The 23,265-nt window shown below is 72.0% G+C and carries 23 protein-coding genes; 11 read left to right on the top strand and 12 right to left on the bottom strand.

What is annotated here, in order from left to right; genetic code table 11:
* Positions 1-5 precede the first annotated feature (5 nt).
* From priA to hisF, 3 genes are read left to right on the top strand one after another with little or no spacing between them, the layout of a single operon-like run.
* Complete coding sequence (gene priA / locus AB0O15_RS30720) at positions 6-731, top strand: bifunctional 1-(5-phosphoribosyl)-5-((5-phosphoribosylamino)methylideneamino)imidazole-4-carboxamide isomerase/phosphoribosylanthranilate isomerase PriA (RefSeq protein WP_364325403.1); 726 nt, start codon at positions 6-8, stop codon at positions 729-731.
* On the top strand, positions 728-1,063 hold the full coding sequence (locus tag AB0O15_RS30715; protein ID WP_364325400.1) for a Rid family hydrolase: 336 nt from the start codon (positions 728-730) through the stop codon (positions 1,061-1,063). Before priA ends, AB0O15_RS30715 begins: the two co-directional genes overlap by 4 nt.
* Complete coding sequence (gene hisF, locus AB0O15_RS30710; RefSeq protein ID WP_364325397.1) at positions 1,060-1,818, top strand: imidazole glycerol phosphate synthase subunit HisF; 759 nt, start codon at positions 1,060-1,062, stop codon at positions 1,816-1,818. The genes AB0O15_RS30715 and hisF overlap by 4 nt, the downstream gene beginning before the upstream one ends.
* A gap of 36 nt (positions 1,819-1,854) precedes the next feature.
* On the opposite strand, the gene AB0O15_RS30705 is transcribed toward hisF, so the two are convergent.
* The 3 genes from AB0O15_RS30705 to AB0O15_RS30695 all read right to left on the bottom strand — a co-directional run bounded on the left by AB0O15_RS30705 (position 1,855) and on the right by AB0O15_RS30695 (position 3,987).
* Complete coding sequence (locus AB0O15_RS30705; RefSeq protein WP_364325394.1) at positions 1,855-2,721, bottom strand: hypothetical protein; 867 nt, start codon at positions 2,719-2,721, stop codon at positions 1,855-1,857.
* Positions 2,722-2,813: 92 nt separating this feature from the next.
* The gene (locus AB0O15_RS30700) at positions 2,814-3,248 is read right to left on the bottom strand and encodes a hypothetical protein (protein ID WP_364325391.1); all 435 of its coding nucleotides are present in this window, start codon (positions 3,246-3,248) and stop codon (positions 2,814-2,816) included.
* Between the two features lie 103 nt (positions 3,249-3,351).
* Complete coding sequence (locus tag AB0O15_RS30695) at positions 3,352-3,987, bottom strand: hypothetical protein (RefSeq protein ID WP_364325388.1); 636 nt, start codon at positions 3,985-3,987, stop codon at positions 3,352-3,354.
* A gap of 59 nt (positions 3,988-4,046) precedes the next feature.
* On the opposite strand from AB0O15_RS30695, the gene AB0O15_RS30690 reads away from it, so the two are divergent.
* A complete protein-coding gene (locus tag AB0O15_RS30690; RefSeq protein WP_364325385.1) occupies positions 4,047-5,501 on the top strand; it encodes a PLP-dependent aminotransferase family protein in 1,455 nt (484 codons plus the stop codon).
* A 210-nt stretch (positions 5,502-5,711) separates the two neighbouring features.
* Here AB0O15_RS30690 and AB0O15_RS30685 read toward each other — a convergent pair whose 3' ends face one another.
* On the bottom strand, positions 5,712-7,535 hold the full coding sequence (locus AB0O15_RS30685) for a long-chain fatty acid--CoA ligase (protein ID WP_364325382.1): 1,824 nt from the start codon (positions 7,533-7,535) through the stop codon (positions 5,712-5,714).
* Between the two features lie 318 nt (positions 7,536-7,853).
* Here AB0O15_RS30685 and AB0O15_RS30680 point away from each other — a divergent pair, with 318 nt between their 5' ends.
* Positions 7,854-8,459, top strand: a complete 606-nt coding sequence (locus tag AB0O15_RS30680; protein ID WP_364325379.1) for a PepSY domain-containing protein — start codon at positions 7,854-7,856, stop codon at positions 8,457-8,459.
* Positions 8,460-8,787: 328 nt separating this feature from the next.
* Here the strand turns inward: AB0O15_RS30680 and AB0O15_RS30675 are convergent, their stop codons facing one another.
* Both AB0O15_RS30675 and AB0O15_RS30670 read right to left on the bottom strand, forming a co-directional pair.
* The gene (locus tag AB0O15_RS30675; protein ID WP_364325377.1) at positions 8,788-10,056 is read right to left on the bottom strand and encodes a HAMP domain-containing sensor histidine kinase; all 1,269 of its coding nucleotides are present in this window, start codon (positions 10,054-10,056) and stop codon (positions 8,788-8,790) included.
* Positions 10,053-10,736, bottom strand: a complete 684-nt coding sequence (locus AB0O15_RS30670) for a response regulator transcription factor (RefSeq protein WP_364325374.1) — start codon at positions 10,734-10,736, stop codon at positions 10,053-10,055. The genes AB0O15_RS30675 and AB0O15_RS30670 overlap by 4 nt, the downstream gene beginning before the upstream one ends.
* Positions 10,737-10,839: 103 nt before the next feature.
* Here AB0O15_RS30670 and AB0O15_RS30665 point away from each other — a divergent pair, with 103 nt between their 5' ends.
* The 3 genes from AB0O15_RS30665 to AB0O15_RS30655 all read left to right on the top strand — a co-directional run bounded on the left by AB0O15_RS30665 (position 10,840) and on the right by AB0O15_RS30655 (position 13,841).
* Positions 10,840-11,292, top strand: a complete 453-nt coding sequence (locus AB0O15_RS30665) for a hypothetical protein (protein WP_364325371.1) — start codon at positions 10,840-10,842, stop codon at positions 11,290-11,292.
* 1 nt (position 11,293) lies between these two features.
* Entirely contained in the window at positions 11,294-12,703 is a 1,410-nt protein-coding gene (locus AB0O15_RS30660) for a PLP-dependent aminotransferase family protein (protein WP_364325369.1), read from the top strand.
* Between the two features lie 355 nt (positions 12,704-13,058).
* Positions 13,059-13,841 carry a class I SAM-dependent methyltransferase gene (locus tag AB0O15_RS30655; protein ID WP_364325366.1) on the top strand — a complete coding sequence of 261 codons (783 nt, stop codon included), beginning with the start codon at positions 13,059-13,061 and terminating at the stop codon, positions 13,839-13,841.
* A 12-nt stretch (positions 13,842-13,853) separates the two neighbouring features.
* Here AB0O15_RS30655 and AB0O15_RS30650 read toward each other — a convergent pair whose 3' ends face one another.
* A complete protein-coding gene (locus AB0O15_RS30650) occupies positions 13,854-15,224 on the bottom strand; it encodes an amino acid permease (RefSeq protein ID WP_364325363.1) in 1,371 nt (456 codons plus the stop codon).
* Positions 15,225-15,292: 68 nt separating this feature from the next.
* Positions 15,293-15,922: a TIGR03085 family metal-binding protein gene (locus tag AB0O15_RS30645; protein ID WP_364325360.1), complete on the bottom strand. Its 630-nt coding sequence runs from the start codon at positions 15,920-15,922 to the stop codon at positions 15,293-15,295.
* Positions 15,923-16,054: 132 nt separating this feature from the next.
* On the opposite strand from AB0O15_RS30645, the gene AB0O15_RS30640 reads away from it, so the two are divergent.
* A complete protein-coding gene (locus tag AB0O15_RS30640) occupies positions 16,055-17,842 on the top strand; it encodes an ABC transporter ATP-binding protein (protein ID WP_364325556.1) in 1,788 nt (595 codons plus the stop codon).
* Positions 17,839-19,623: an ABC transporter ATP-binding protein gene (locus AB0O15_RS30635; protein WP_364325357.1), complete on the top strand. Its 1,785-nt coding sequence runs from the start codon at positions 17,839-17,841 to the stop codon at positions 19,621-19,623. Before AB0O15_RS30640 ends, AB0O15_RS30635 begins: the two co-directional genes overlap by 4 nt.
* A gap of 52 nt (positions 19,624-19,675) precedes the next feature.
* Here AB0O15_RS30635 and rpsD read toward each other — a convergent pair whose 3' ends face one another.
* On the bottom strand, positions 19,676-20,284 hold the full coding sequence (gene rpsD / locus AB0O15_RS30630; protein WP_364325355.1) for a 30S ribosomal protein S4: 609 nt from the start codon (positions 20,282-20,284) through the stop codon (positions 19,676-19,678).
* Positions 20,285-20,407: 123 nt separating this feature from the next.
* On the opposite strand from rpsD, the gene AB0O15_RS30625 reads away from it, so the two are divergent.
* Positions 20,408-21,130, top strand: a complete 723-nt coding sequence (locus AB0O15_RS30625; protein ID WP_364325352.1) for a DUF2470 domain-containing protein — start codon at positions 20,408-20,410, stop codon at positions 21,128-21,130.
* Between the two features lie 58 nt (positions 21,131-21,188).
* Here AB0O15_RS30625 and AB0O15_RS30620 read toward each other — a convergent pair whose 3' ends face one another.
* From AB0O15_RS30620 to AB0O15_RS30610, 3 genes are read right to left on the bottom strand one after another with little or no spacing between them, the layout of a single operon-like run.
* The gene (locus AB0O15_RS30620; protein WP_364325349.1) at positions 21,189-21,779 is read right to left on the bottom strand and encodes a TetR family transcriptional regulator; all 591 of its coding nucleotides are present in this window, start codon (positions 21,777-21,779) and stop codon (positions 21,189-21,191) included.
* Positions 21,780-22,490 carry an ABC transporter permease gene (locus tag AB0O15_RS30615; protein ID WP_364325346.1) on the bottom strand — a complete coding sequence of 237 codons (711 nt, stop codon included), beginning with the start codon at positions 22,488-22,490 and terminating at the stop codon, positions 21,780-21,782.
* On the bottom strand, positions 22,487-23,197 hold the full coding sequence (locus tag AB0O15_RS30610) for an ABC transporter ATP-binding protein (protein ID WP_364325343.1): 711 nt from the start codon (positions 23,195-23,197) through the stop codon (positions 22,487-22,489). The genes AB0O15_RS30615 and AB0O15_RS30610 overlap by 4 nt, the downstream gene beginning before the upstream one ends.
* Between the last annotated feature and the right edge of the window lie 68 nt (positions 23,198-23,265).

The following is a 23,265-nucleotide window of genomic DNA, read 5'->3' as shown; positions in this document are numbered from 1 at the left end:
ATGTTGTGACGCTCGCACTGCTGCCCGCCGTGGATGTCGCCGACGGCCAGGCCGTTCGCCTCGTGCAGGGCGCGGCCGGGTCGGAGACCGCGTACGGCGACCCGCTGGAGGCGGCGCTGGCGTGGCAGAACGACGGGGCGGAGTGGGTGCATCTGGTCGACCTCGACGCCGCGTTCGGCCGCGGCTCCAACGCCGGGCTGCTGGCCGACGTGGTGGGCCGGCTCGACGTGAAGGTCGAACTCTCCGGCGGCATCCGCGACGACGAGTCGCTGACCAGGGCGCTGGCCACCGGCGCGGCGCGGGTCAACATCGGCACGGCGGCGCTGGAGGACCCGTCGTGGTGCGACCGGATCGTCGGCGAGTACGGCGACCGCGTGGCCATCGGGCTCGACGTGCGTGGCCGTACCCTCTCGGCCCGCGGCTGGACCCGCGACGGCGGCGACCTGTACGAGGTGCTGGCCCGCCTGGACAAGGCCGGCGCGGCCCGGTACGTGGTCACCGACATCACCAAGGACGGCACCATGCGCGGGCCCAACCTCGACCTGCTGCGCTCCGTGTGCGAGCAGACCGACCGCCCGGTGATCGCCAGCGGCGGTGTGTCCACCCTGGACGACCTGCGCGCCCTGGCCACGCTGGAGCCGGTCGGCGTCGAGGGGGTCATCGCGGGCAAGGCGCTCTACGCCGGGGCGTTCACCGTGCGTGAGGCGCTGGACGTGCTGGCGGCGGCATGAGCCGCTGGGAATCGCGGTACGGCTATCAGCGCGCTCGTCGCATCGGCGACCGGGTGATCACCTCCGGGACCACCGCGCCGGGCCCTTCGGCCGCCGCGCAGGCGTCGTCCGCCTTCGCCATCGCGCTCGATGCCCTGGCCGCGCACGGCGCCTCGGCCGAGAATGTGGTGCGCACGCGGATGTACATCACCGATCGGGCCTTCGCGGACGAGGTCGGGCAGGTGCACGGCTCGCTGTTCGGATCGGTACGGCCGGTTGCCACGATGGTCGTCGTGGCCGGGCTGATCGACGACTCTCTGCTGGTCGAGGTGGAAGTGGAGGCGCAGCTGTGACGGTCGCGGTGCGGGTCATCCCCTGCCTGGACGTGGACGCCGGCCGGGTGGTCAAGGGCGTCAACTTCGTCGACCTGCGAGACGCGGGCGATCCGGTCGAGCTTGCTTCCGCGTACGACGCGGCCGGCGCCGACGAGCTCACCTTCCTGGACGTGACCGCCTCGTCGGACGCCCGCGGAACCATGCTGGACGTGGTGCGCCGCACGGCCGAGACGGTGTTCATCCCGCTGACCGTGGGCGGGGGAGTGCGCTCGGTCGCCGACGTCGACGTCCTGCTCCGGGCCGGCGCCGACAAGGTGGGCGTGAACACGGCGGCCATCAACCGCCCCGAGCTGATCAGCGAGATCGCGTCCCGGTTCGGCAACCAGGTGCTGGTGCTGTCGCTCGACGTGCGCAAAACGCCGGACGGCACGTGGGAGGTCACCACGCACGGCGGCCGGCGCAGCGCCGGCCTGGACGCGATCGCGTGGGCGGCCCGGGTGGCCGAACTGGGCGCCGGGGAGATCCTGCTCAATTCGATGGACGCCGACGGCACGAAGGCCGGGTTCGACCTCCCGCTGATCCGGGCCGTGCGCGAGGTGGTCGACATCCCGGTGATCGCCAGCGGCGGCGCGGGCCAGGTGGGCCACTTCCCGCCGGCCGTGGCGGCCGGCGCCGACGCGGTCCTGGCGGCCAGCGTGTTCCACTTCGGAGACCTCGCCATCGGCGAGGTCAAAGACGCTCTCCGGGAATCGGGCCACCCGGTCCGCCGCTAGATCACGGTGATCGTCGGCGCTGCCGGGTGGCCGCCTTCAGATCACGGTGATCTTCGGCGCTGCCGGGTGGTTCAGGACGCGGGTGTTGCCGGCCTGGTCGGTCAGGGCCAGCCGGGCCGGCGTCCACACGCCCGCCGGGGTGCCGGCTGGGACGTCCACCTGGACGGCGCACTCGACGTGGTCGTAGATGTTGTTGCTCAGACTCCCGAAACCACAGGTCAGGGGCCGGCCGTCGGCGGACATCGAGAAGCGCGTGCCGATCCGCCGCCCCTCCGGCCCGGCCACGGTCAGCTCCCCCTTCCACAGGCCGGCCTGCAGATCGGTGGCGGTCACCCGGTAGTCGAGCGTGACCCCGCCGCCGGTGTCCAGCACGTGTGTGGCCTGGGCCGGCCCGAGCGCGATCTGATCGAGCACCGGCCCGTCGGCCTCGACCAGCTGGGTCACCCCGAACTCGGCGACGCCCTCGCCGCGGAGCGCCTGGAAGTTCCCGTTCACGTCATGAGCCGTCAGCTTCGTGACCCGCCAGACGGCCTCGGGCGTGGCCCCGTACCGAGGCACCGGAAGATGAACCCGCGACGTGGCCCGCGGCGCCTCGCCCGGCGAGCTTCCCACCAGGACCGCGTCGTAGGGGATGAACGTGGTGGCCCCCACCGCCGTCGCGCCGGCGAACTGCCGCAGCTCCACCGACCCGCTGACCGCGAGCGCCGCGGGGTCGGCATCGGTGACGGTCCAGGTCAGCACCACATCGGCGGCGCCCTGCCGGACGTCGACGTGGGCGACGCTGAACGCCACCCCCGAGATGTCGATGGTGGCCCGCCCGTCGGCCCCGGCGGCCGGCGACCCGACCAGCACAGCCGCGGCGGCGGCGGTCAACGCGGCGGGCACTCGCGAACGCAGCGACATCGGCCCAGCCTATGAGCGGCCGACCACCCGAACCGTCATTGATCCGACACCGCGGCCAAATCCACAGCCGTCTCACAGCCGCGCGGCGGGGGCTATCGGCCGTCGGCCAGGCGCAGGGAGTATTCGCGGACCGCGGCCGCGTAGGTCGAATCGTCGAGGGCCCAGTCATGATCGCCCGGGGTGCTGGATCGATTCAGCTGGGCCTGAAGAGACAGCACCGCCGACGACAGGCCGCTGAAAGGGCGCGTCCGCCACAGCTGCTCGCCGGCCGGAGCGACCTCGACCAGGTCGTCGTCGATGGTGAGAAGTCCCGCCCCGGCCAGGCGACGGACCGAGTCTTGCAATTCGGCGCGGCTCGGCACGCTGTGGTGCAGGAAATCAGCGGCGGCCAATACGTCGGCGAGCGTCGCTCCGACCATCGGCAGGGCGGCGTGCAGCGCGCGGTCGCGCTCCAGGCGTTCGGCGATCACCACGGACACGAAGATCCACGCGTCGTTCCAATGCCAGCCCCCTGCCCCTGCCCCCATGTCGTCATGATGCCGTCTGGTCGGCCCACCGGGAAGCGAATGTGTCGGGATGATCACCAAGCTGTGTCCCGGGTCTCGTACCGCTCCGGACATTTCACCCGGTCTATTGAGGACGAACCCCGACCGGCTCCGCCGCGGCCGGCCGCACCGTGCACTGCGGGATGAAGAACTGCGCCAGCGGCCCGATGGCCAGGGCATACACCACCGTGCCGATGCCCACCGTGCCGCCGAGCAGGAAGCCGGTGGCCAGCACGAGCACCTCGATGCCGGTGCGGATCACGCGCAGCGACACCCGCGGAAGGCGTGCCCGCAGGCCGGTCATCAGCCCGTCACGCGGGCCCGGGCCCAGCCGGCTGCCGATGTACAGCCCGGTCGCCAGGCCGTTGAACAGCACCCCGGCCGCGAGGAACGCGATGCGCAACGGCAGCCCGGTCGCGGTCGGCAGGACCAGAAGGGCCGCGTCGATGGCGAACCCGATCACGAAGATGTTGGCGATCGTCCCGAAGCCCGGCCGCTGCCGCAGCGGGATCCACAGCAGCAGCACCACGGCGCCGATGATGATCACCACCGTGCCGATGCTCAGCCCCAGCGTCCGCGACAGCCCCTGGTGCAACACGTCCCACGGGTTCAGGCCGAGCCCGGACTCCACCATCAGCGCCATGCTGACGCCGTAGAGGATCAGGCCCAGGAAGAGCTGGACGGTTCGCCGGACCAGCCGCCGGTTGCTCAGGACGCTCATGAGTGCCACTCTGGAGGCCAATTGGCTCCGTTCCAAGAGCCAATTCGCCGGAGGTGGTTGTGACCAGCGCGGTACGAGGCAGCCAATTGGCACGTCTGCTCGGACAATGGCACTCCCTGCCGGGCCGCAATCGAAGCCCCGACTACGCCGCGCTCGCCGGCGCCGTCCGCGGGCTGCTCTCCGACGGCCGGCTGGCCCTGGGCGTACGCCTTCCCGCGGAACGCGAGCTGGCCGAGGCCCTCGGCATCAGCCGCACCACGGTCACCGCCTCGTACCGGATGCTCCGCGAGACCGGCCACCTGACCAGCCGCCGCGGCGCCGGCAGCTGGACCACGCTGCCCACCGGCCACCGCATCGCCACCTCCGGCCTGTGGACCGCTTCGGACGACCCGGACATGATCGACCTCGGCGTGGCCGCCTGTGCCGCCCCGGTCGAGCTGATCACCGCCGCCCGGGCCGCCGCGGACGACCTGCCCCGCTACCTCGGCAGCGCCGGTTACCGCCCGGCCGGGCTGCACGAGCTGCGTGACGTGGTCGCCGCCGGTTACACCGCCCGCGGGGTGGCGACCACGGCCGAGCAGATCTTGATCACCAGCGGCACCCAGCAGGCCCTCGACCTGGTGCTCCGGCTCTCGTTGCCGGTCGGCGCCAACGTGCTGGTCGAATCGCCCACCTATCCCAACGCGCTGGCCGCGCTGGCCGCCCGCCGCGCCCGGATCAGCACGCACGGCCTGGACGCTGCCACCGGCTGGGACGGTGAGCTGCTGCTGGAGGCGATGCGCCAGGCCCGGCCCCGGCTGGCCTACGTGATCCCCGAGTTCCAGAACCCGACCGGCCACCTGATGTCGGCGGAACTGCGCGAGCGCCTCGTCGCGGCGGCCCACGCCGGCGGCGTCGAGCTGGTCGCCGACGAGTCCTTCGTGGACCTGGCCCTGGACGGCCTCGAGATGCCACCGCCCGTCGCGGTCTTCGACCGGCACTCGCGGGTGGTGTCGATCGGCGGGATGAGCAAGGCGTACTGGGGCGGACTGCGGATCGGCTGGATCCGGGCGTCGGCCCCGCTCGTGCAGCGGCTGGCCGCGCTGCGGGTGGGCGTGGACATGGGCAGTCCGGTGCTGGATCAGCTGGTGGCGGTGCGTCTGCTGGCCGACGCGGAGACGATCGTGGCGGCCCGCCGCCGGCAGCTCGTCGAACGACGCGACGCTCTGGTCGCCGAGTTGCGCGAGCAGTTGCCGGAGTGGCGGTTCACGGTGCCGCGGGGCGGCGCGAGCCTGTGGGCCGAACTGGACGGGCCGATCTCCAGCGCCCTGGCCCGGGCCGCCGAGGAGGTCGGCGTCCGGCTGGCCCCCGGACCGCGGTTCGGCCTCGACGGCACGCTGGAACGGTTCCTGCGTCTGCCGTTCGCGCTGCCCGCCGACGACCTGGCCGAGGCGATCCGGCGGATCGCCGCCGTACGCCATGATCTTGACCAGACCACCCGCCCGACCTGGCGTACGCCGGCGGTCATCGCCTGAGCTCGGCTGTTCCGCCACTCCGTCCCTATTGCGCGTGGAGCTCCTGGCGGTTATCCGCCTGGCCGAGAATGTGGTCACGCTGAGCGCGCGATCGGACCTCGGGCTCGGGCATCCGGGGCGGCAGGACGCCGACTGCGAGCAGCGACCAGGAACCGTGGGGGTGAAACGGCACAGCGCCCGCCCTGGTGAGGGCGGGCGCTGCAACGGTCGTCAGATCTGGGCCAGCGAACCGGCGTACATCTTCTCGATCTGCTCGGCGAAGTTGGCCTCGACACCGCGGCGCTTGATCTTCATGGACGGGGTGATCTCGCCGTCCTCGATCGTCAGGTCGCGGGGGAGGATGGCGAACTTCTTGATCGTCTCCCAGCGGTTGAGCTTGCCGTTCAGCTCCTCGATGTAGCCGGCGACCATCTTCTCGGCGTCGGCCGAACCGACGATCTCGGCGTACGGCTTGCCCTCGAGCGGGCCACCCGCGGCCCAGGACTTGATCGCGTCCTCGTCCAGGCTGATCAGCATCGTGACGAAGTTGCGGGCCTGGCCGACAACCACCGCCTGCGACGTGTACGGGCAGACCGCCTTGAACATGCCCTCGATGTGGCTGGGGGCGATGTACTTGCCGCCGGACGTCTTGACCAGGTCTTTCTTGCGGTCGGTGATCTTCAGGTAGCCGTCGCTGTCGAGCTCGCCGATGTCGCCGGTGCGGAAGAAGCCGTCCTCGGTGAACGCTTCGGCCGTCTCGGCCGGCAGGTTGTGGTAGCCGCGCATGACCGGGGCGCCGCGCAGGAGCACCTCGCCGTCCGAGTCGATCTTGCACTCGAGGTCACCGAGGGGCTGGCCGACCGTGCCGATCTTCAGCTTGCCGAGCCGGTTGACGAAGTTGGCCGCGCTGCTCTCGGTGAGGCCGTAGCCCTCCATGATCGGCAGGTTGGCGGCGGCGAAGAACTCGGCGATGTCGTGGCTCAGCGGCGCCGAACCGGACACCAGCACCCGCAACCGGCCGCCCAGCCGCTCCTGGATCTTCGAGAAGACCAGCTTCTCGGCGACACCGTACTTCGCGTTCAGGAAGCCGGGAACCGGCTTGCCGGCCTGCTCCAGTGCCACCTTCTGCTTGCCGGTGGCGAGCGCCCAGCTGAAGATCTTGGCCTTCAGCCCGCCGCCGCCGATCGCCGTGGTGACGGTGCGGTTGTAGACCTTCTCGAAGATCCGCGGCGCCGCGCACATCAGCGTCGGCCGGACCACCGAGAGCATCTCGATCAGCTTGTCGACCCGGCCATCCACATAGGTCGGCACGCCCACATGGACGATGCCGCAGAGCAGCGTCTTGCCGAACGAGTGGGACAGGGGGAGCCAGAGGTACTGGAGATCGGTCGACTCGAACAGGCCCAGGTTCTGTTGCGCGACGCCCTCCCAGGTCCAGCCGCTGTGCAGCAGCTCGACGCCCTTCGGGCGGCCGGTGGTGCCGGAGGTGTAGATGAGGGTGGCGACGTTCTCCGGCGCGATCGAGTCGCAGATGTCCTGGATCAGCGTCGGCTTCTGGGCCAGCGCGGCGTTGCCGCGCTCCTCGAGCTCGGCCAGCGTGATCTGCGGCGGCTGCGCGCCGGAGTCGGCCAGACCCTCGATCAGCACGACCTGGGTGACCGACGTGTCGGCCCCGGCGATCTTCATCGCCTGCTGCGGGTTCTCGGCGATCAACACCTTCGAACCGGAGTCGGACACGATGTACGACGCGTCCTCGGGCTCGGTGGTGGGGTAGACCGTGGTGGTCGCGCCGCCGGCGCAGTTGATGCCGAAGTCGACCAGCACCCACTCGAGCCGCGTGCTGGAGAGGATGGCCACCCGGTCTTCGAGACCCACCCCGATCTCACGCAGGCCCGCGGCGATCGCCTTGACCCGCGCGCCGACCTGGGCCCAGGTCAGCCAGTTCACCGAGCTGTCGTCAGCGCTGGGGGTGGCGAACGCCTTCGCGTTCGGCGTCGCGCTGACACGCTGCAGGAACATGTCGGAGATCGACCGGTAGGGGACTTCTGTAGCCATCGGGGCTCCGCCTTCTGCCGCTGCACAAACGTCAATTCGGTGTTACCGAAGCGTACGGACGGGGCGGGCCGAGGGCCAGGGAACGACCGCGCCGAACGTGACCTGCACGACAATCCTATCCATAGGCCCGGGCAACGGCCGAGAGCCGCCCGGCTTGTCCGGCCAACCGCCCGGTGGACGTGTCCGGCTGGGCACCGGATCGCGTCGGCAAGGGCAGGCGCGGCGCTTAACCCGGCCTTAGGGATCACACAGCGCGGCCATAGGGCGAATCCGGCGACGGTGGGTGTCATCAAGAACGCATCGCACCGGAGGTAAGCAATGAACAAGGTCCGCAAGGTCACCGCAATCACCGTCGGCGCCGTCGCGGCGCTCGCCGTGGGCGGGGCCGCTCTCGCCGCCGGCGCCGACGACCCGTCGCCCGAGGCCACGTCGGGGGCCGTCACGATGCTTCCGAACGGGGACGTCGCCGAGCCGACGGCGACGGAGAGCGCCGGCGCCTCGCCCAGCCCCAGCTCTTCCACCGACGACTCGCCGAACCCGTCGTCGTCGGCGTCCTCGTCGTCGGCGTCCTCGTCACCGTCGTCGAGCAGCCCGTCGAGCCGGAGCGCCACCTCGGCGGCCGGGATCGGCATCGACCGGGCCAGGGCGATCGCGATCCGGGCGGCCGGTGGCGGCCGGGTCGAGAGCGTCGAGCGGGAGACCGAGCACGGCCGGGCCGTCTGGGACGTGGACGTCATCGTCAACGGCGTCGAGCACGACATCGACGTGGACCGGTCGACCGGCGCGGTCACCCGGCACCGGGTCAAGGGCAGCGACGACGACCGCGGTCGCTCGGGCAGCGACGACCGGGGCGGTCACGGCAGCGACGACAAGGGCGGCGACGACCGCGGAGGCCGGCACGGCGGCCACGGCTCCGACGACTGATCAGGCCCGGTACGGGCGATGGCCCGGTCGGCTGCGGAGCGCAGCGGGCCGGGCCACTGTCGTGTGCGCGGGGCGGGCCCGTTGTCAGTGGGGTGGGCCCGTTGTCAGTGGCAGGTCAGGGCGGTATCCGGGACCCGGATACCGCCCTGACCTACCACTGACGGGGTTGGCCGGACCGACGCATCAGCCGGATGGTCGGCTACGGCCCGGACCAAGGCAATTGATCCGGTTGATGGCGGGACTTTGCTGTGGGCGTACTCGATCAAAGGAGAGAGACCATGCGGAGAGCGTAAGCATCACGCTGGGTCAAGGCGTCATATCGGATCGGCTATACCGCCAGCTCCAGGCGGACCAGCGCACCGCCCGACGGGGCCGCGTCGAGGGACAGGGAGCCGCCGCTCTCCTCGGCGGCGCGGCGGGCGATGTCCAGGCCCAGGCCGGTCGAGCCGCCGCCGGACGCGCCGCGCTGGAGGACGCCGGTGTGCGAGGCGGGGAAGCCGGGACCCTCGTCGGCGACCGTGAGGACGGCGCCGCCGCCGGGGCGCGGGGTGAGGGACACGGTGAAGGCGGTGCCGTCGGGGGTGTGGGCGAAGACGTTGCCCAGGACGGCGTCGAGGGCGGCGGCCAGGTCGTCGGCCGGCACCGCGACCGGCAGCGGGACCTGGGGGAGGTCGCGGTGGACCTCGCGGTCGGTGTCGTCGGCCAGGACCGCCCAGAAGGCGACGCGGGCGGTGACCACGGCGGTGGCGTCGCAGGTGGCGGCGGGGCGTTCGGTGCCGCGGCGGCGGGCCTGCTCGATGACGGCGGTCACGGCGCGTTCGATGTCGTCGGCGGCCGCCGTGACGCGGGCCGACTCGTCGGGGTCGTGCAGGGCCTCGGCCTCCAGGCGCAGCGCGGTCAGCGGGGTGCGCAGGCGGTGGGAGAGGTCGGCCACCTGCTCGCGTTCCTCGCTGAGCAGGTCCTGGATGCGGCCGGCCAGGTGGTTCAGGGCGCCGGCGACCTCACGGATCTCGGGCGGCCCGGCCGGATCGGCGCGGGCGGTCAGCTCGGCGCGGGCCAGCCGGTGGGAGACCTGGGAGAGGTCGGCGATGGGGGCGATGAGGGTACGCGCGAGCCGGTCCGCCACCAGCAGGCCGACCAGGACCAGCGCCAGGCCCAGGGCGGCCAGCACCAGCCAGGCCCGGGGCACGCCGCGGGTCAGCTCGGCGTCCGGCACCACCGCGCGCACCACCGACGTGCCGTTCGTGCCGGTGACCGGCACCACGATCTCGATGCCGGCGGCGGTGTCCACGGTGAGCGGCTGCCTGGTGAGCTGGGACAGCCGCACGGCCGGCGTGGGCGCGACCTGCTCGCCGATCGGGGCGCCGCCGCCGGGCAGGTAGACGGTCACCGGGAAGTTGCCGCCGTCGACCGCGTTGCGCAACTGGCCGGGGTCGCTGACGCCGACCAGCGGGACCAGCGCCTGGATGACGTCGGTGGCGCGGCTCAGCGCGCGGTCCTCCGCCACCTCGCGCACCAGCAGCGCCGCCGGGACGACGAACGCCATCAGCACCAGCACCGTGGTCGCCGCGACCAGCAGGGTCAGCCGGCGCCTCACGACGGCTCGCTCAACCGGACCCCGACCCCGCGCACCGTGTGCAGGTAGCGCGGCTCCTGCGCGGTCTCGCCCAGCTTCCGGCGCAGCCAGGACAGATGCACGTCGACGGTCTTGTCGGCGCCGCCGTACGGCACCTGCCACACCTCGCTCAGCAGCTCGCGCTTCGTCACCACCTGCCCGGCCCGCGTGGCCAGATGGTGCAGCAGGTCGAACTCGCGCGGCGTCAGGTCGAGGCCCGCACCGTCCAGGGTCGCGGTCCGGGCACCGGGGTCGATGCGCAGGCCACCGACGGCGATCACGGACGGCTCCGTACGCCCGCTCGCCCCGCGCCGCAACACCGCACGGACCCGGGCGTCCAGCTGAGCCGCCGTGAACGGCTTGACGACGTAGTCGTCGGCGCCCGCGTCGAGCACCTTCACGATCTCGGCCTCGTCGTCGCGGGCCGTCGCCACGATCACCGGCACCCGGCTCACCGCGCGCAGCATCCGCAGCAGCTCCTTGCCGTCCAGGTCGGGCAGGCCCAGGTCGAGGACCACCAGGTCGGGACGCTCGGCCAGCGCCGTCTGCAGGCCGTCCATCGCGGTGTGCGAGGAGGCCACGGCATGGCCGCGGTCGCGCAAGGAGCGGAGCAGATTGGTACGGATGGCAGCGTCGTCCTCGATCAGAAGCAGGTGGGCCACGGCGTGAACGCTATCGGCTGCCCGCGCGGCCGAGGTGCTTCTTAACCCTCCTTTAGGGCGCGCGGGGCACAGTCTTAGCGTCCGGCCGGGCATAGTCGGGGCCATGACCACACAGCGACTGATCATCGCCGCGGGCTGGCTGGCCGCGGCCGTGCTGGCCGTGCTGGTGGGGCTGGTCGCGATCAGCGTCATCGGCGACGGGCTGACCGGGTCGGTGGGGCGGCCGCTCCCCGAGTCGGAGGTGGCCCGCCGCCTGGCCGCGGAGCCTCCGGGTTCCACCCCGCCCTCGCTCGTGCCCTCGCCGCCGCCGTCGGTCGTTCCCCCTGCTTCGGACAATTCGACCTTCCGTACGCCGGGCGGGACCGTGGTGGCCCGGTGCGTCGACGGCGCGCCCGAGATCGTGTCCATGTCACCGGGGCAGGGCTGGAACCTGCACGAGATGGGCCGCGCGGAAGGCGAATTCCGCGGGGTGAGCGACAACCACGACCGCGTCAAGGTGCGGATCGGCTGCGACGGCGACACCCCCGACATCGACATCGAGGAGCGCGACGACTGACGTGGACCTGGTCATCAGCCTGGACGGCGCCGGGGAGAAGACGGTACGGGTCTACCGGGCGTTGCGCGCGGCGATCGAGGACGGGCGGCTGCCCACCGGACAGCGGCTGCCGGCCACCCGGGCGTTCGCGACCGAGCTGGGCGTGGCGCGTGGAAGCGTCGCGGCGGCGTACGAGCGCCTGGTCGCGGAAGGCTATCTGACCGCCCGCGTCGGCCGCGGCACGTTCGTGGCGCCGGTACGCACCGGCAGCGCACCCCGCCGGACCGTCGACGACCCGCTGCGCCCGCGCGCCGGCTGGGACCTGCTCCCGCTGCCGGTCAGCGCCGACGACACCAAGCCTCGCTACGACTTCCGCACCGGCATCCCCGACGCCGAACTGTTCCCGTTCGACACCTGGCGGCGGCTGGTCGCGGCCGAGGTCCGGCTGCGGGCCAACAGCCCCGGCACGTACGCCGACCCGGCCGGCCACCCCGCGCTGCGCGCCGCGATCGCCCGCTACCTCGGCGTGTCCCGCTCGATCCGGGTCACCGCCGACGACGTGCTGGTCACCAACGGCGCCCAGCAGGCCCTCGACATCATCGCCCGGGTGCTGGTCAAGGCCGGCGACGTGGTGGCCGTCGAAGAACCCGGCTACCCACCGGCGCGGCGCCTCTTCGGCTCCCTCGGGGCCCGCGTGGTCGGCGTCCCGGTCGACGCGGAAGGCCTGGTCGTCGGGTCGCTGCCGGGAAATGCCCGGCTCGTCTACACCACGCCGTCACACCAGTTCCCGCTCGGCCGGCCGATGAGCCTGGCCCGGCGCCACGCCCTGCTCGACTGGGCGAGGCGCCGCCCCGCCGCCATCGTGGAGGACGACTACGACTCCGAGTTCCGCTTCAGCGCCAGACCCTTGGAGCCGCTGTACGGGCTGGGCCCCGGCCGCGTCCTCTACGCCGGCACCTTCTCCAAGAGCATGCTGCCGACCGTGCGGACCGGCTTCGTCCTCACGCCGCCGTCGCTGCGCCCCGCGCTCGTGGCCGCCCGCCAGGTCACCGACGGCTTCGGGCAGGCCGCGGTGCAGGCGGCGCTGGCCCGCTTCATCGACGACGGCGAGCTCGCCCGGCACGTACGCCGGGCCACCCGGTCCTACGCTTCCCGCCACGCGGCGATCGTGTCCTTCTTGTCGTCGCTCCCGTCGCTGGACGTGGTGCCGTCCTCGGCCGGGCTGCATGTGACGGCGTTGCTCCGGTCGGGCTCCTCCGGTCGGGTGGTGGCGGCGGCTGCTTCTCGCGGGGTCGCCCTGGACGACCTGGCCGGATATTCGGCCGACGGGATGGCTGGGTTCGTGTTCGGGTTCGGGGCGGTGGATCCGGCGTTGATCGAGGAGGGGCTGGGGGTTTTCGCTTCGGTGCTGCGCCAGGCGGTCGGCTCCTGAGGCATTTCGGTTTCGCGGGCCCGGTGGCAGGGCTGGATCGCGGCCTGGGCTACCGCTGGGGTGTTTGGTGGTGGGTGGGGACGGTATCTGGGGCGGCTTGGGGTCGTCGGCTCTTGCGACGTGGCCGTCGGCCGGGAGCGGCGGCAGCGACGGTGAGTGGGCACGGCGGGCGGGCGGCGCGCTGCTCCCTTGACCACTCTCCGGCGCGGGCGATCCCTGGTAGGGCAGCCGGCATCGGAGACTGGCCTGTGGACAGGCAACCAGATCGTCGAAATCGCGCGCTACGTTCTTACCCACCCAGTGCCGGGGTGGGGGAGGTGGCGGCGCGCGTGTTGGATTTGATCTTGGGGAAGCGTTGATCGGCTACGACGACGAACTGCGGCGACACAACGAGATGCTGCGGCGGGCGGCCGGCGTTCGGCCCGATGACCAGGTGCTGGATGTGGGATGCGGCAGTGGGCTGACGACCCGTCAGGCGGCGCGGGCGGCTCATGCGGGCAGCGCGCTCGGGGTCGACATCTCCGGTGCCGCGGTTGAGCGGGCGAGAGGGCTTGCTCTGGCTGAAGGGCTGGGCAACGTCACCTTCGAGTGTGCGGATGCGCAGGTGCATGAGTTTCCGGAGGAACGCTTCGATCTGGTGATCAGCCGGTTCGGCGGGATGTTCTTCGGTGAGCCGGTTGCGGCGTTCGCCAACATCGGACGGGCGCTGCGGCCGGGTGGGCGCCTGGTGATGCTGGTGTGGCAGGCCCACGAACGCAATGAATGGTCCGTCTCGATCCGTCGATCTCTTGGTGATCACGAGGAGAGCGGTGAGGGGGCAAAGTGCGGCGGCGGGACTGGTCTGGATCCGTTCTCGCTCGGTGACCCGTCGACGGTGGAGGGGATTCTCGGGGCCGCGGGGTTCGGCGACATCGCCCTTGTGGATGTCCGGGAGCCGGTTTTCTATGGTTCCGATGTGGACGGTGCGTTGGCTTGGGTTCGGCGGTTCAGCTGTACGAGTGAGGTGTTGGGCCGGCTGGACGCCGCCGGGGTGGAAAGGGCGGTCGGGCGGCTGAAGGAGACACTCTCCGCGCACCTGGGCGACGACGGCGTCCAGTTCGACTCGCGGGCGTGGCTGGTCACCGCTCGCCGGGTCTGAACGGCGACCGGCTCAGCCGGCAGGCACCTGGCACGGCGCGGGGCCGTCGCTGGAAAGGCCACCATCACGCCGGAGCAGCGGGCCGTCGGCGGAGAACGAGGCGTCAGCGGCGAGCAGGGTGCCGGGAGCGGGCGGGATGCCGGGGGAGAGCGAGGCCTCGGGGGAGAGCCCCGTCCGGGCGGCCCGCCGGGAGCGCAGCCCCTGATAGACGATCGCGGCGCCCGCGATGACCAGGCTGAGCAGGGCGGGAAGCCCGTTGAGCCACAGCAGCCCGAGCACCGCGACGAACGCGAACCCGGCGACCACCCGCGACCACCCGCGCGGCAGGAGCTTGACCGCGGCGGCCGTGCCCAGGACGTACACGAGGGTGAAGCAACCCGTGACCAGCAACATCACCGTGTGGAGGGGGAACGGCAGGAACACCGCCAGGCTGCTGCCGATGGTCACCACGGCCAGGGAGCGGCGGACGTTGGCGGCCAGGAAGATCGGCAGGGCGCCGCTGGATGCCAGGGATGCGCCGAGGCGGGAGGTGCCGGCGAAGTACGCGTTGACCGCCCCGATCGTCAGCAGCACGGCGACCACGGCGGTGAGCAGGCGTACGGGGCCGCCGACGCCGATGGCCAGCAGGTCGGCGAGCGGCGCGGGACTGGAGCCCAGCGCGGGACCGAGGACGAGCACGCTGGTCGCCGCGACGGCCAGGTAGAGCACGCCGACGACGGCGACCGCGATCATCGTGGCCCGGGGGACGTCGCGCCGGGGGTTGCGGTAGTCGGCGGACAGGGACGACACGGCCTCCCAACCGGCGAAACCCCACACCAGGATGGCCGCCGCCGCGCCGACGCCGGACCAGCCGTGCGGGGCGAAGGGCCGCAGGTTGGCGAGCGAGGCGTGCGGCAGCGCGGTGCACACCGTGATCACCAGCAGCAGGGCCAGGACCGCGGTGAGGATGAGCTGGGCGCGGCCGGATACCCGCAGGCCGAACCAGTTCATGGCGAACACGACGGCGATGATCAGGAAGTACGTGATGAGGACCGTGGTGTTGCCGCCGCCGACCACGTCGGCCACGTAGCCGCCGGCGAACGCGGCCGCGGCGGGGGCGCCCAGCGGGACCGCGAAGTAGAAGATCCAGCCGACCGCGGCCGAGGCGCGCGGGCCGAAGGCCAGGCCGACGTACGTGGACACGCCGCCGCCGTCCGGGTGCCGTCCGCCCAGCGCGGCGAAGGTCCAGGCCAGCGGCGCCGACAGCAGGATCAGCGCGACCCAGGCGATCAGCGAGGCCGGCCCGGCGACGCCGGCGGCCAGGGCGGGCATCGAGATGACGCCGGTGCCGAGGACGGCGCCGATCGAGAGCGCGGTGCCCTGCGGGACGGTCAGTTTGCTCATGAGACCGACCCTAGGCGCGAATTGGCTTCATGATCGGGCCAATACGGCCCGATCTGAATGGGCCAATGTCACCGGCCGAAACGTGCCGTCCGGAGCCTCTCCTCGATCTCCGGCGAAGCCTCGATGGCGACCCGCGTCGCGCGCTGCCGGCCGAAGAAGAACAGCACGAACTCGCCCGGCTCGGCCTCCAGAACGGCCGGTGACGGTCCCGCGCCGATGGTCACCTCGCCCAGCCCGGGCGACCGCACCACCACGGGGATGTGCAGCTTGCGCAGGGCGAGCCGGGAGCCGAAGCGGGCCAGCCGCCACAGCGCCCGGCGCTCGTCGTCGTCCAGGTCACGCGGCTCCCAGGAGGCGCCGCCGCGGCGTACGTCCTCGTGGTGGACGAAGAACTCGCCGTGGTTGACCAGCTCGTGCGTCAGGGGGTTGCTGAGCGGGCTCCACCACGGCGGGCGACGGACCTCGGCGACCACCTTCTCGTACGGCTGGGCCGCCTTCTGCTTGCGCACGTGTTCACCGTGCCCGGCGAGCGGCGGCGCGATGATGCCGAGGCCGGCATCCGGCCGGCGTTCCCGGATGACCAGATGGGCGGCCAGATCGCGGGTGGTCCAGCCGGCGCACAGGGTGGGAGCGTCCGGGCCGGCCTCCAGCAGGAGATCGGCCAGGCGAGCCCGTTCGAGCCGGGCAAAGGAGGTCATACGAGTGATCGTATGACCACGCATTGACGGGTGTGTCGGCGGCCACAACTTATTAGGTGTGAACACGGGTCCCCGGTTGGGCAGGATGGATGCGGTAAGGGGCAGACGCGATCTACGGGGGTGACCGGCCGGGTGAGTGGCAGGGCGAGCCGCGACGTTTTAGGGCGTGGCCTGAAGGTGCTGGGCCGCGCTATCCGTACGGAGCCTCGGCTCTTCCTGCTCGGAGCGATCGGCAGCAGCCTGTTCGGCGGGCTGGTGATCGTCAACTCGTACGTGGTGGGTTACGTGATCGGCCAGGTCGTGGTGCCGGCCTTCGCCGAGCGCCGGGCGACCGCCGCCACGCTGGGCCTGATCGGCGCGGCGTTCATCGGCATCAGCATCCTGCGGGTCGGCACGATCTTCGCCCGCCGCCTCGGCGCGGGTTACATGCAGTTCCGGCTGCAGGCGCGCTACCGCCGCGCGGTGACCCGGCGCTACCTGGCCCTGCCGCCGGCCTGGCACCAGCGGCACGCCACCGGCACGCTGCTGTCGAACGCCAACTCCGACGTCGAGGCGGCCTTCGTACCCATCGCGCCGTTGCCCTTCGCGGTCGGCACGATCGTGATGATCATCGGGGCGGTGGCCTCGCTGTTCGCCACCGACTGGGTGCTCGCGCTGATCGGCCTGACGCTCTTCCCGGCGCTGTTCGGGCTCAACGTGGTCTACTCCCGGCGGATGTCGCCCCGGCAGATCCGGGCGCAGCGGCTCCGGGCCCAGGTCAGCGCGGTCGCGCACGAGAGCTTCGACGGCGCGCTGGTGGTCAAGACGATGGGCCGCGAGGCGACCGAGTCGCAGCGGTTCGGCGTGCACGTGTCCGACCTTCGTGACGCGCTGATCTCGGTCGGCCGGCTGCGTGGCCTGTTCGACCCGGTGATGGACGCGCTGCCCAGCCTGGGCACGCTGGCCGTGCTGCTGCTCGGCGGGTGGCGGCTGAAGACCGGCGACCTGACCGTGACCGAGCTGGTCAGCGTGGCGTTCCTGTTCACCGTGCTGGCGTTCCCGGTGCGGGCGATCGGCTGGGTGGTCGCCGAGCTGCCGCGCAGCGTCGCGGGCTGGGAGCGGGTGCAGGCGGTGCTCGGCGCGGAGGGCGACCTCGCCTACGGCTCGGCCTCGGCGCCCGGCGGTGGTCCGGCCGGGCTGGTCTTCGATCAGGTCTCTTTCGCGTACGCCGACGGCCCGCGCGTGTTGCACGACGTCTGCTTCACCGTCCCGGCCGGGCGCACGGTCGCGCTGGTCGGGGCGACCGGCTCCGGCAAGTCGACGATCGCGTCGCTCGCGGTCCGGCTGGTCGACCCGGTGTCCGGCCGGATCACCGTCGAGGGCGTGCCACTGCCCGATCTCTCCGCCCAGGGCCTGGCCTCGGTGGCCGCGGTGGTGCCGCAGATCCCGTTCGTGTTCGACGACACCGTCCGCGGCAACATCACGCTCGACCGCGAGGGCCTGACCGACGACGACGCGTGGGGGGCGCTGCGGCTCGCCCAGGCCGACGGGTTCGTGAGCAAGCTGCCCGAGGGGCTCGACACCCCGGTCGGCGAGCGTGGCACCTCGCTCTCCGGCGGCCAGCGGCAGCGGCTCACGCTGGCCCGGGCGCTGGCCGGCCACCCGCGGCTGCTGGTCCTCGACGACGCCACGAGCGCGGTCGACCCGCGGGTCGAGGCGGCGATCCTGTCGGCGCTGCGCGACCGTGACGCCGGTGCCTCGATCCTGGTGGTGGCCTACCGCCGGGCCACGATCGCGCTGGCCGACGAGGTGGTCTTCCTCGATCACGGCCGGGTGGTGGCGACCGGCACCCACCACGACCTGATGGAGCGGGTCCCGGCCTACAACGCGCTGGTGACGGCCTATGAGCGGGCCGAAGCCGAGAGCGAGGTCAGCGCATGACCGCGGTGACTCTCGAAGCGGCTCCGGAAGAGGGCACGCTCGCCACGGTCAAGCGGGGGCTGAGGCTCTCGCCGGAGCTGCGGCCGGGGCTGGCCGGCACGCTCGCGCTGGCCATGGTCTCGATGGCCGGCCGGGTGGCCGTGCCGATCGCCGTGCAGCAGGGCATCGACCGGGGCATCCGTGCGCCCGGCGGCCCCGACCTCGGCGTGATCCTGGTCGTCGTGCTGATCACGGTGGCCACCCTGGTGATCTCCACGGCCTGCGGCTACCTGATGACCCGCCGCCTGTTCACGGTCTCCGAGACCGCCCTGGGCGCCCTGCGGTCACGCACCTTCCGGCACATCCACGACCTGTCGATGCTGCACCAGCAGTCCGAGCGGCGTGGCTCGCTGACCTCCCGGGTGACCACCGACATCGACCAGATCACCCAGTTCCTGCAGACCGGCGGCGTGATGCTGCTCGTCACCTCGGGCCAGCTGGTGGTCACCACGATCGTCATGGTGGCGTACTCCTGGCAACTGACCCTCGTGGTGTTCGCCGCGTTCCTGCCGGCCGCGGTGGTGATCCGGCTCTACCAGCGCCGGCTGGCCAAGGTCTACCGCTCGGTGCGTGAGCGCACCGGCGTGCTGCTGGGCGCGATCGGCGAGAGCGTCGTCGGGGCCCTGGTGATTCGCGCGTACGGGGTGGCCGGCCGCACCGAGCGCCGGCTCGACATCGCCGTCGACCGCCTGCGGGTGTCCCAGCAGCGGGCGTTGCGGACCAGCGTCACCAGCTTCTCCACCGGTGAGCTGGCGGCCGGGCTGGCCCTGGCCGCGGTGGTGGCCGTCGGCGTCTGGCTGGGTGTCGGCGGCGGGCTCACGGTCGGGCAGCTGACCGCCTTCCTGTTCCTGGTGACGCTGTTCATCCAGCCGGTGCAGATCGCCACCGAGGTGCTGAACGAGGCCCAGAACGCGGTGGCCGGCTGGCGGCGGGTGCTCGACGTGCTCGACATCGCGCCGGACGTGGCCGACCCGGCCGCCGACGGGGTGGCGCTGCCCGAGGGTCCGCTGTCGGTGCGCTTCGACGACGTGTCGTACCGCTATCCCGGCGGCCCGATCGTGCTGGCCGACGTCGACCTGGAGATCGCGCCGCGGACCCGGGTGGCCGTGGTCGGCGAGACCGGCAGCGGCAAGACCACGTTCGCGAAGCTGCTCACCCGGCTGATGGACCCGGCGTCCGGCGCGGTGCTGCTCTCCGGCGAGCCGCTGACCACGGTCCGGTTCGACTCGCTGCGGTCGCGGGTGGTCATGGTCCCGCAGGACGGGTTCCTGTTCGACGCCACGGTGGCCGAGAACGTGCGCTTCGCCAGGCCCGAGCTCAGCGACGACCAGCTCGACCTGGCGTTCACCGAGCTGGGCCTGGCCGACTGGGTCGCCGGACTGCCACACGGGGTGGACACCCCGGTCGGTGAGCGGGGCGAGGCGCTGAGCGTGGGGGAGCGTCAGCTGGTCGCGCTCGTCCGGGCGTACGTGGCCGATCCTGATCTTCTGGTTCTCGACGAGGCCACCAGTGCCGTCGACCCGGCCACGGAGGTCCGGTTGCAGCGGGCGCTCGACGCGGTGACCAGGGGCCGGACGACCGTGGCGATCGCACACCGGCTGTCCACGGCCCGGGCCGCCGACGAGGTGATCGTGGTGGATGCGGGCCGCGTGGTGCAACGCGGCCCGCACGCCCAGCTGCTCCAGGACACCGATTCGATCTACGCCAAGCTGTACGCGTCGTGGCTGGAGCAGACCCGCTGAGTTGGCCGGCGTCGCTCCGCTCCGCGAGTGATCATCTCACCGGCGGCGATCACTAGCGGGCGTAGAACTCGACGACGAGCTGCTCGTCGCAGACCACCGGGATCTCGGTGCGCAGCGGCTCGCGGATGACCGTGGTGCGCAGCTCATCGAGCACCGTGGACAGGTAGGGCGGGGTCGGGCCGTCGACGTGCGCGCCGGCCGCGGCGACCTGGAACGGCGTCTTGTCGCGGCTGGTCGCGCGCACCTCGACGACCTGGCCGGGCTTGAGCCGGTAGGACGGGCGGTCGACCTTCTTGCCGTCCACCGTGAAGTGGCCGTGCGCGACGTGCTGGCGCGCCTGGTAGATGCTGCGGGCCAGCCCGGCGCGCAGCACCGTGGCGTCCAGCCGGCGCTCCAGCAGGACCACCATGGTCTCGCCGGTCTTGCCCTCGCCGCGGTGCGCGTCGTCGTACGCCTTCCGCATCTGCGCCTCGCTGATGTTGTACTGGTGGCGCAGACGCTGCTTCTCGAGCAGCCGGACCTGGTAGTCCGACGTCTTACGCCGACCACGCCCGTGCACCCCCGGCGGGAACGGCCGCCGCTCGAAGTACTTCACGCACTTGCGGGTCAGCGGGATGCCGAGGGCCCGCGAGAGCCGGGCCTTGGGTCGGGAATTGTTCACGGGTCTCCTCGTTCGTGTCGCCTGCTCGAGGCTGTTGGGAACTGGTGTCTCCCCAAAACGCGCCTGATACGGTTAGCCTCACCTTACTAAGGTCAGCCTAACCGGTGCCCGGAGGAACGTCACATGCAGCCCACCCACGCCGAGGTCGCGCGCACACTCGCGGCCGGTCACCTGCCCGCCAGCGCGCATATCGCGAGGCGTCAGGGACCGTTCCCGGTGCGCCACGTCGCCGACCCGCAAGGCCGCCTGCTGCTGCTCTCACCGGCCGACGGGGTGCTCACCGCCGCCCTGTGCCCCGAGCCGGGCACCGACGACACCGCGCTGGTCCTCGACATCGCTGACATCCCGCCGCTGGCCGGCGCGCCGTCGATCGGCCGGGTCTGGGTGGCCGGCTGGGCCCGGCGCCTGAGTGGCGACGAGGCGCGCGCCGCGACCCTCGACTACGCCGACACCGACCCGGCGTCCGACCTGCTCGACGTGGGCGACTCCCAGGTGCTGCACCGGATGGAGGTCGCCGAGGTCCGCTACGAGCGCAACGGCAAGCTGGTCGACGTCGACCCCGACGAGTACGCCGAAGCCAGCCCCGACCCGCTGCGCACGATCGAGTTCGACCTGATCGCCGACCTGGCCGACCACCACGTCGACGAGATCGCCGAGTTCGTCCGCAAGGCCCTCGGCAAGGCGGCCAAGAACGTGACCCGGCCCGAGCTGGTGCGCCTCGACCGGTACGGCTTCGTCGTGCGGGTCGGCGAGCGGCTGGCCCGGCTGCCGTTCCCGCGGCGCGTCGAGGACCGGCACGATCTCGCGCATCTGCTGCACCCGGTCTTGTGCCACCGGTGCGGGTAAGCCAGGTTCACATTCGGCTCGCCACCGAGCGCCCCCGAGAGCGACGGTGAAACCGGGCTCAGGAGATGTCGCCGACCAGGTAGCGCTGCACATTGGGCGCTATGGCGCGTACCAGAGTCTCGGGGTCCTGTGACGCGACCGGCTCGACCTTCAGCACGTAGCGCATCATCGCCAGACCCGCGATCTGCGTCGCGACCAGCGACGCGCGCAGCGGCGCGTCCTCGCCGTCCATGCCCAGCTCGCTGATCGCCTTGCGCAGCACCTGTGTGACCACGAACTCGCGCACCAGCCGGGCCGTCCAGTCGTTGCTCATCGCCGAACGCAGCAACGCCACCGCCGCCTTGCCGGCCGGCGAGTCCCACACGTTCAGCACCAGCCGGACCAGCCGCTCGCCGGCCTCCTCACGCGGGCCGTCGAGCGCCTTGGGCACCAGCTCGGCCGGGTCCACCGGCATCTCCAAGCTGGCCAGGAAGAGCTTGTCCTTGGTGCCGAAGTAGTGGTGCACCAGCGCCGGATCGACCTCGGCCGCGGTCGCGATGGCCCGGATCGACGCCTTGTCGAAACCACGCTCCGCGAAGATCGCGCGGGCGGCCACCAGGATCGCCTCGCGGGTGTCCTGGTTGCCCGGTCGCCGCCCGCTGCGTCGCACCTATCCCGTCCTTCTCCGAAGGGTCGCCGCCGCCAGGAGCAGCGCGAGCACCACGGCGCCCGACACGATGACCAGGTCGCGCCACATCGTCGTCGTGCCCACCCCGGTCAGCGCGTCGACCGCGTAGGTCAGCGGCAGCACGTCACTGATCGCCTGGAGCCAGCCCGCCATCTGCCCGCGCGGCACGAACAGCCCGCACAGCAGCAGCTGCGGCACGACCACCACCGGAAGGAACTGTACGGCCTGGAACTCGGTGCGCGCGAAGGCGCTGCAGAACAGGCCGAGGGCGACACCCAGCACGGCGTTGATCACGGCGATCAGCACGACCAGGCCGGCCGAGCCGTCGGTCTCCAGACCCAGGACGAGGTACGCCGTCCCGACCGCGACCGCGGCCTGCACGGTGGCGGCCACGCCGAACGCGATCCCGTACCCGAACAGCAGGTCGATCTTGCCGAGGGGCGTGGTGAGCAGACGCTCCAACGTGCCGCTGGTCCGCTCGCGCAACATCGCGATGCTGGTCACCAGGAACATGATCACGAACGGGAAGACGCCCAGCATGATCAGCGCGATCCGGTCGAACGCCCGGCTCCCGTCGTACATGAAATACAGCAGGGCCAGCAGAACGGAAGGAACAACGACGAGAAGCGCGACGGTACGCCGGTCATGCCGCAACTGGCGCAGGATCCGGGCGGCGGTGGCCAGCGTGATCATGCCGCTGTCCTGATCAGGGTGAGGAACGCCGCTTCGAGGTCGCCGGTGTTGGTGCGCCGCTTGATCGTCTCGGGTGGATCGTCGGCGACGATGCGCCCCTCGCGGATCAGGATCAGCCGGTCGCAGCGGCCCGCCTCGTCCATCACATGGCTGGACACGACCAGCGTGGTGCCGCCCGCCGCGAGCTCGTGGAACTTCTGCCAGAGGTCGGCCCGCAGCACCGGGTCCTGGCCGACGGTCGGCTCATCGAGCACCAGGAGTCGCGGGCGCCCGATCATCGCGCAGGCCAGCGAGGCCCGGCTGCGCTGACCGCCCGACAGGTTACCGACTAGTTGGTCACTTGCGGTCGCGAGGCCGACGTCGCTGATCGCCCGGTCCGCCTCGGCGGCGCCCAGGCCGTAGAGCGTGGCGAAATATCGGGCGTTCTCCCGCACCGAGAGGTCGGCGTAGACACTGGGCGCCTGGGTGACGTAACCGACCTGACGTCGCAGCTCCCGGGCGCCGGCCGGTTGGCCGAGCACGGTCACGGTGCCCGCCCGGACCACCTGCACCCCGACGATCGCCCTGATCAGCGTGGTCTTCCCGCTGCCGCTGGGGCCGAGCAGCGCGGTGACCCGGCCGGCCGGGATGGCGCAGTCGAGGCCGTGCAGGACGGTGCGGCGGCCGCGCTCGACCACCAGGCCCTCGATCGTGATGGCATGGTCCATGTGCCGCCTCCAGAATTCATCATGCGTTGAACTCAACGGTAGATGAATTCTGCGGACATAAAAAGAGC

This window comes from Actinoplanes sp. NPDC089786 (genome assembly GCF_040684855.1).
In the GTDB taxonomy this organism is placed as follows: Bacteria; Actinomycetota; Actinomycetes; order Mycobacteriales; family Micromonosporaceae; genus Actinoplanes.
This window is presented reverse-complemented; position numbering and strand designations above follow the sequence as displayed.

Excerpts from the sequence above, each read along its gene's own strand:
- AB0O15_RS30715 (WP_364325400.1), top strand. The coding sequence starts at position 728 with ATGAGCCGCTGGGAATCGCGGTACGGCTATCAGCGCGCTCGTCGCATC.
- AB0O15_RS30705 (WP_364325394.1), bottom strand. The coding sequence starts at position 2,721 with ATGTCGCTGCGTTCGCGAGTGCCCGCCGCGTTGACCGCCGCCGCCGCG.
- AB0O15_RS30700 (WP_364325391.1), bottom strand. The coding sequence starts at position 3,248 with ATGGGGGCAGGGGCAGGGGGCTGGCATTGGAACGACGCGTGGATCTTC.
- AB0O15_RS30695 (WP_364325388.1), bottom strand. The coding sequence starts at position 3,987 with ATGAGCGTCCTGAGCAACCGGCGGCTGGTCCGGCGAACCGTCCAGCTC.
- AB0O15_RS30685 (WP_364325382.1), bottom strand. The coding sequence starts at position 7,535 with ATGGCTACAGAAGTCCCCTACCGGTCGATCTCCGACATGTTCCTGCAG.
- AB0O15_RS30680 (WP_364325379.1), top strand. The coding sequence starts at position 7,854 with ATGAACAAGGTCCGCAAGGTCACCGCAATCACCGTCGGCGCCGTCGCG.
- AB0O15_RS30665 (WP_364325371.1), top strand. The coding sequence starts at position 10,840 with ATGACCACACAGCGACTGATCATCGCCGCGGGCTGGCTGGCCGCGGCC.
- AB0O15_RS30650 (WP_364325363.1), bottom strand. The coding sequence starts at position 15,224 with ATGAGCAAACTGACCGTCCCGCAGGGCACCGCGCTCTCGATCGGCGCC.
- AB0O15_RS30645 (WP_364325360.1), bottom strand. The coding sequence starts at position 15,922 with ATGACCTCCTTTGCCCGGCTCGAACGGGCTCGCCTGGCCGATCTCCTG.
- AB0O15_RS30635 (WP_364325357.1), top strand. The coding sequence starts at position 17,839 with ATGACCGCGGTGACTCTCGAAGCGGCTCCGGAAGAGGGCACGCTCGCC.
- AB0O15_RS30625 (WP_364325352.1), top strand. The coding sequence starts at position 20,408 with ATGCAGCCCACCCACGCCGAGGTCGCGCGCACACTCGCGGCCGGTCAC.
- AB0O15_RS30615 (WP_364325346.1), bottom strand. The coding sequence starts at position 22,490 with ATGATCACGCTGGCCACCGCCGCCCGGATCCTGCGCCAGTTGCGGCAT.
- AB0O15_RS30610 (WP_364325343.1), bottom strand. The coding sequence starts at position 23,197 with ATGGACCATGCCATCACGATCGAGGGCCTGGTGGTCGAGCGCGGCCGC.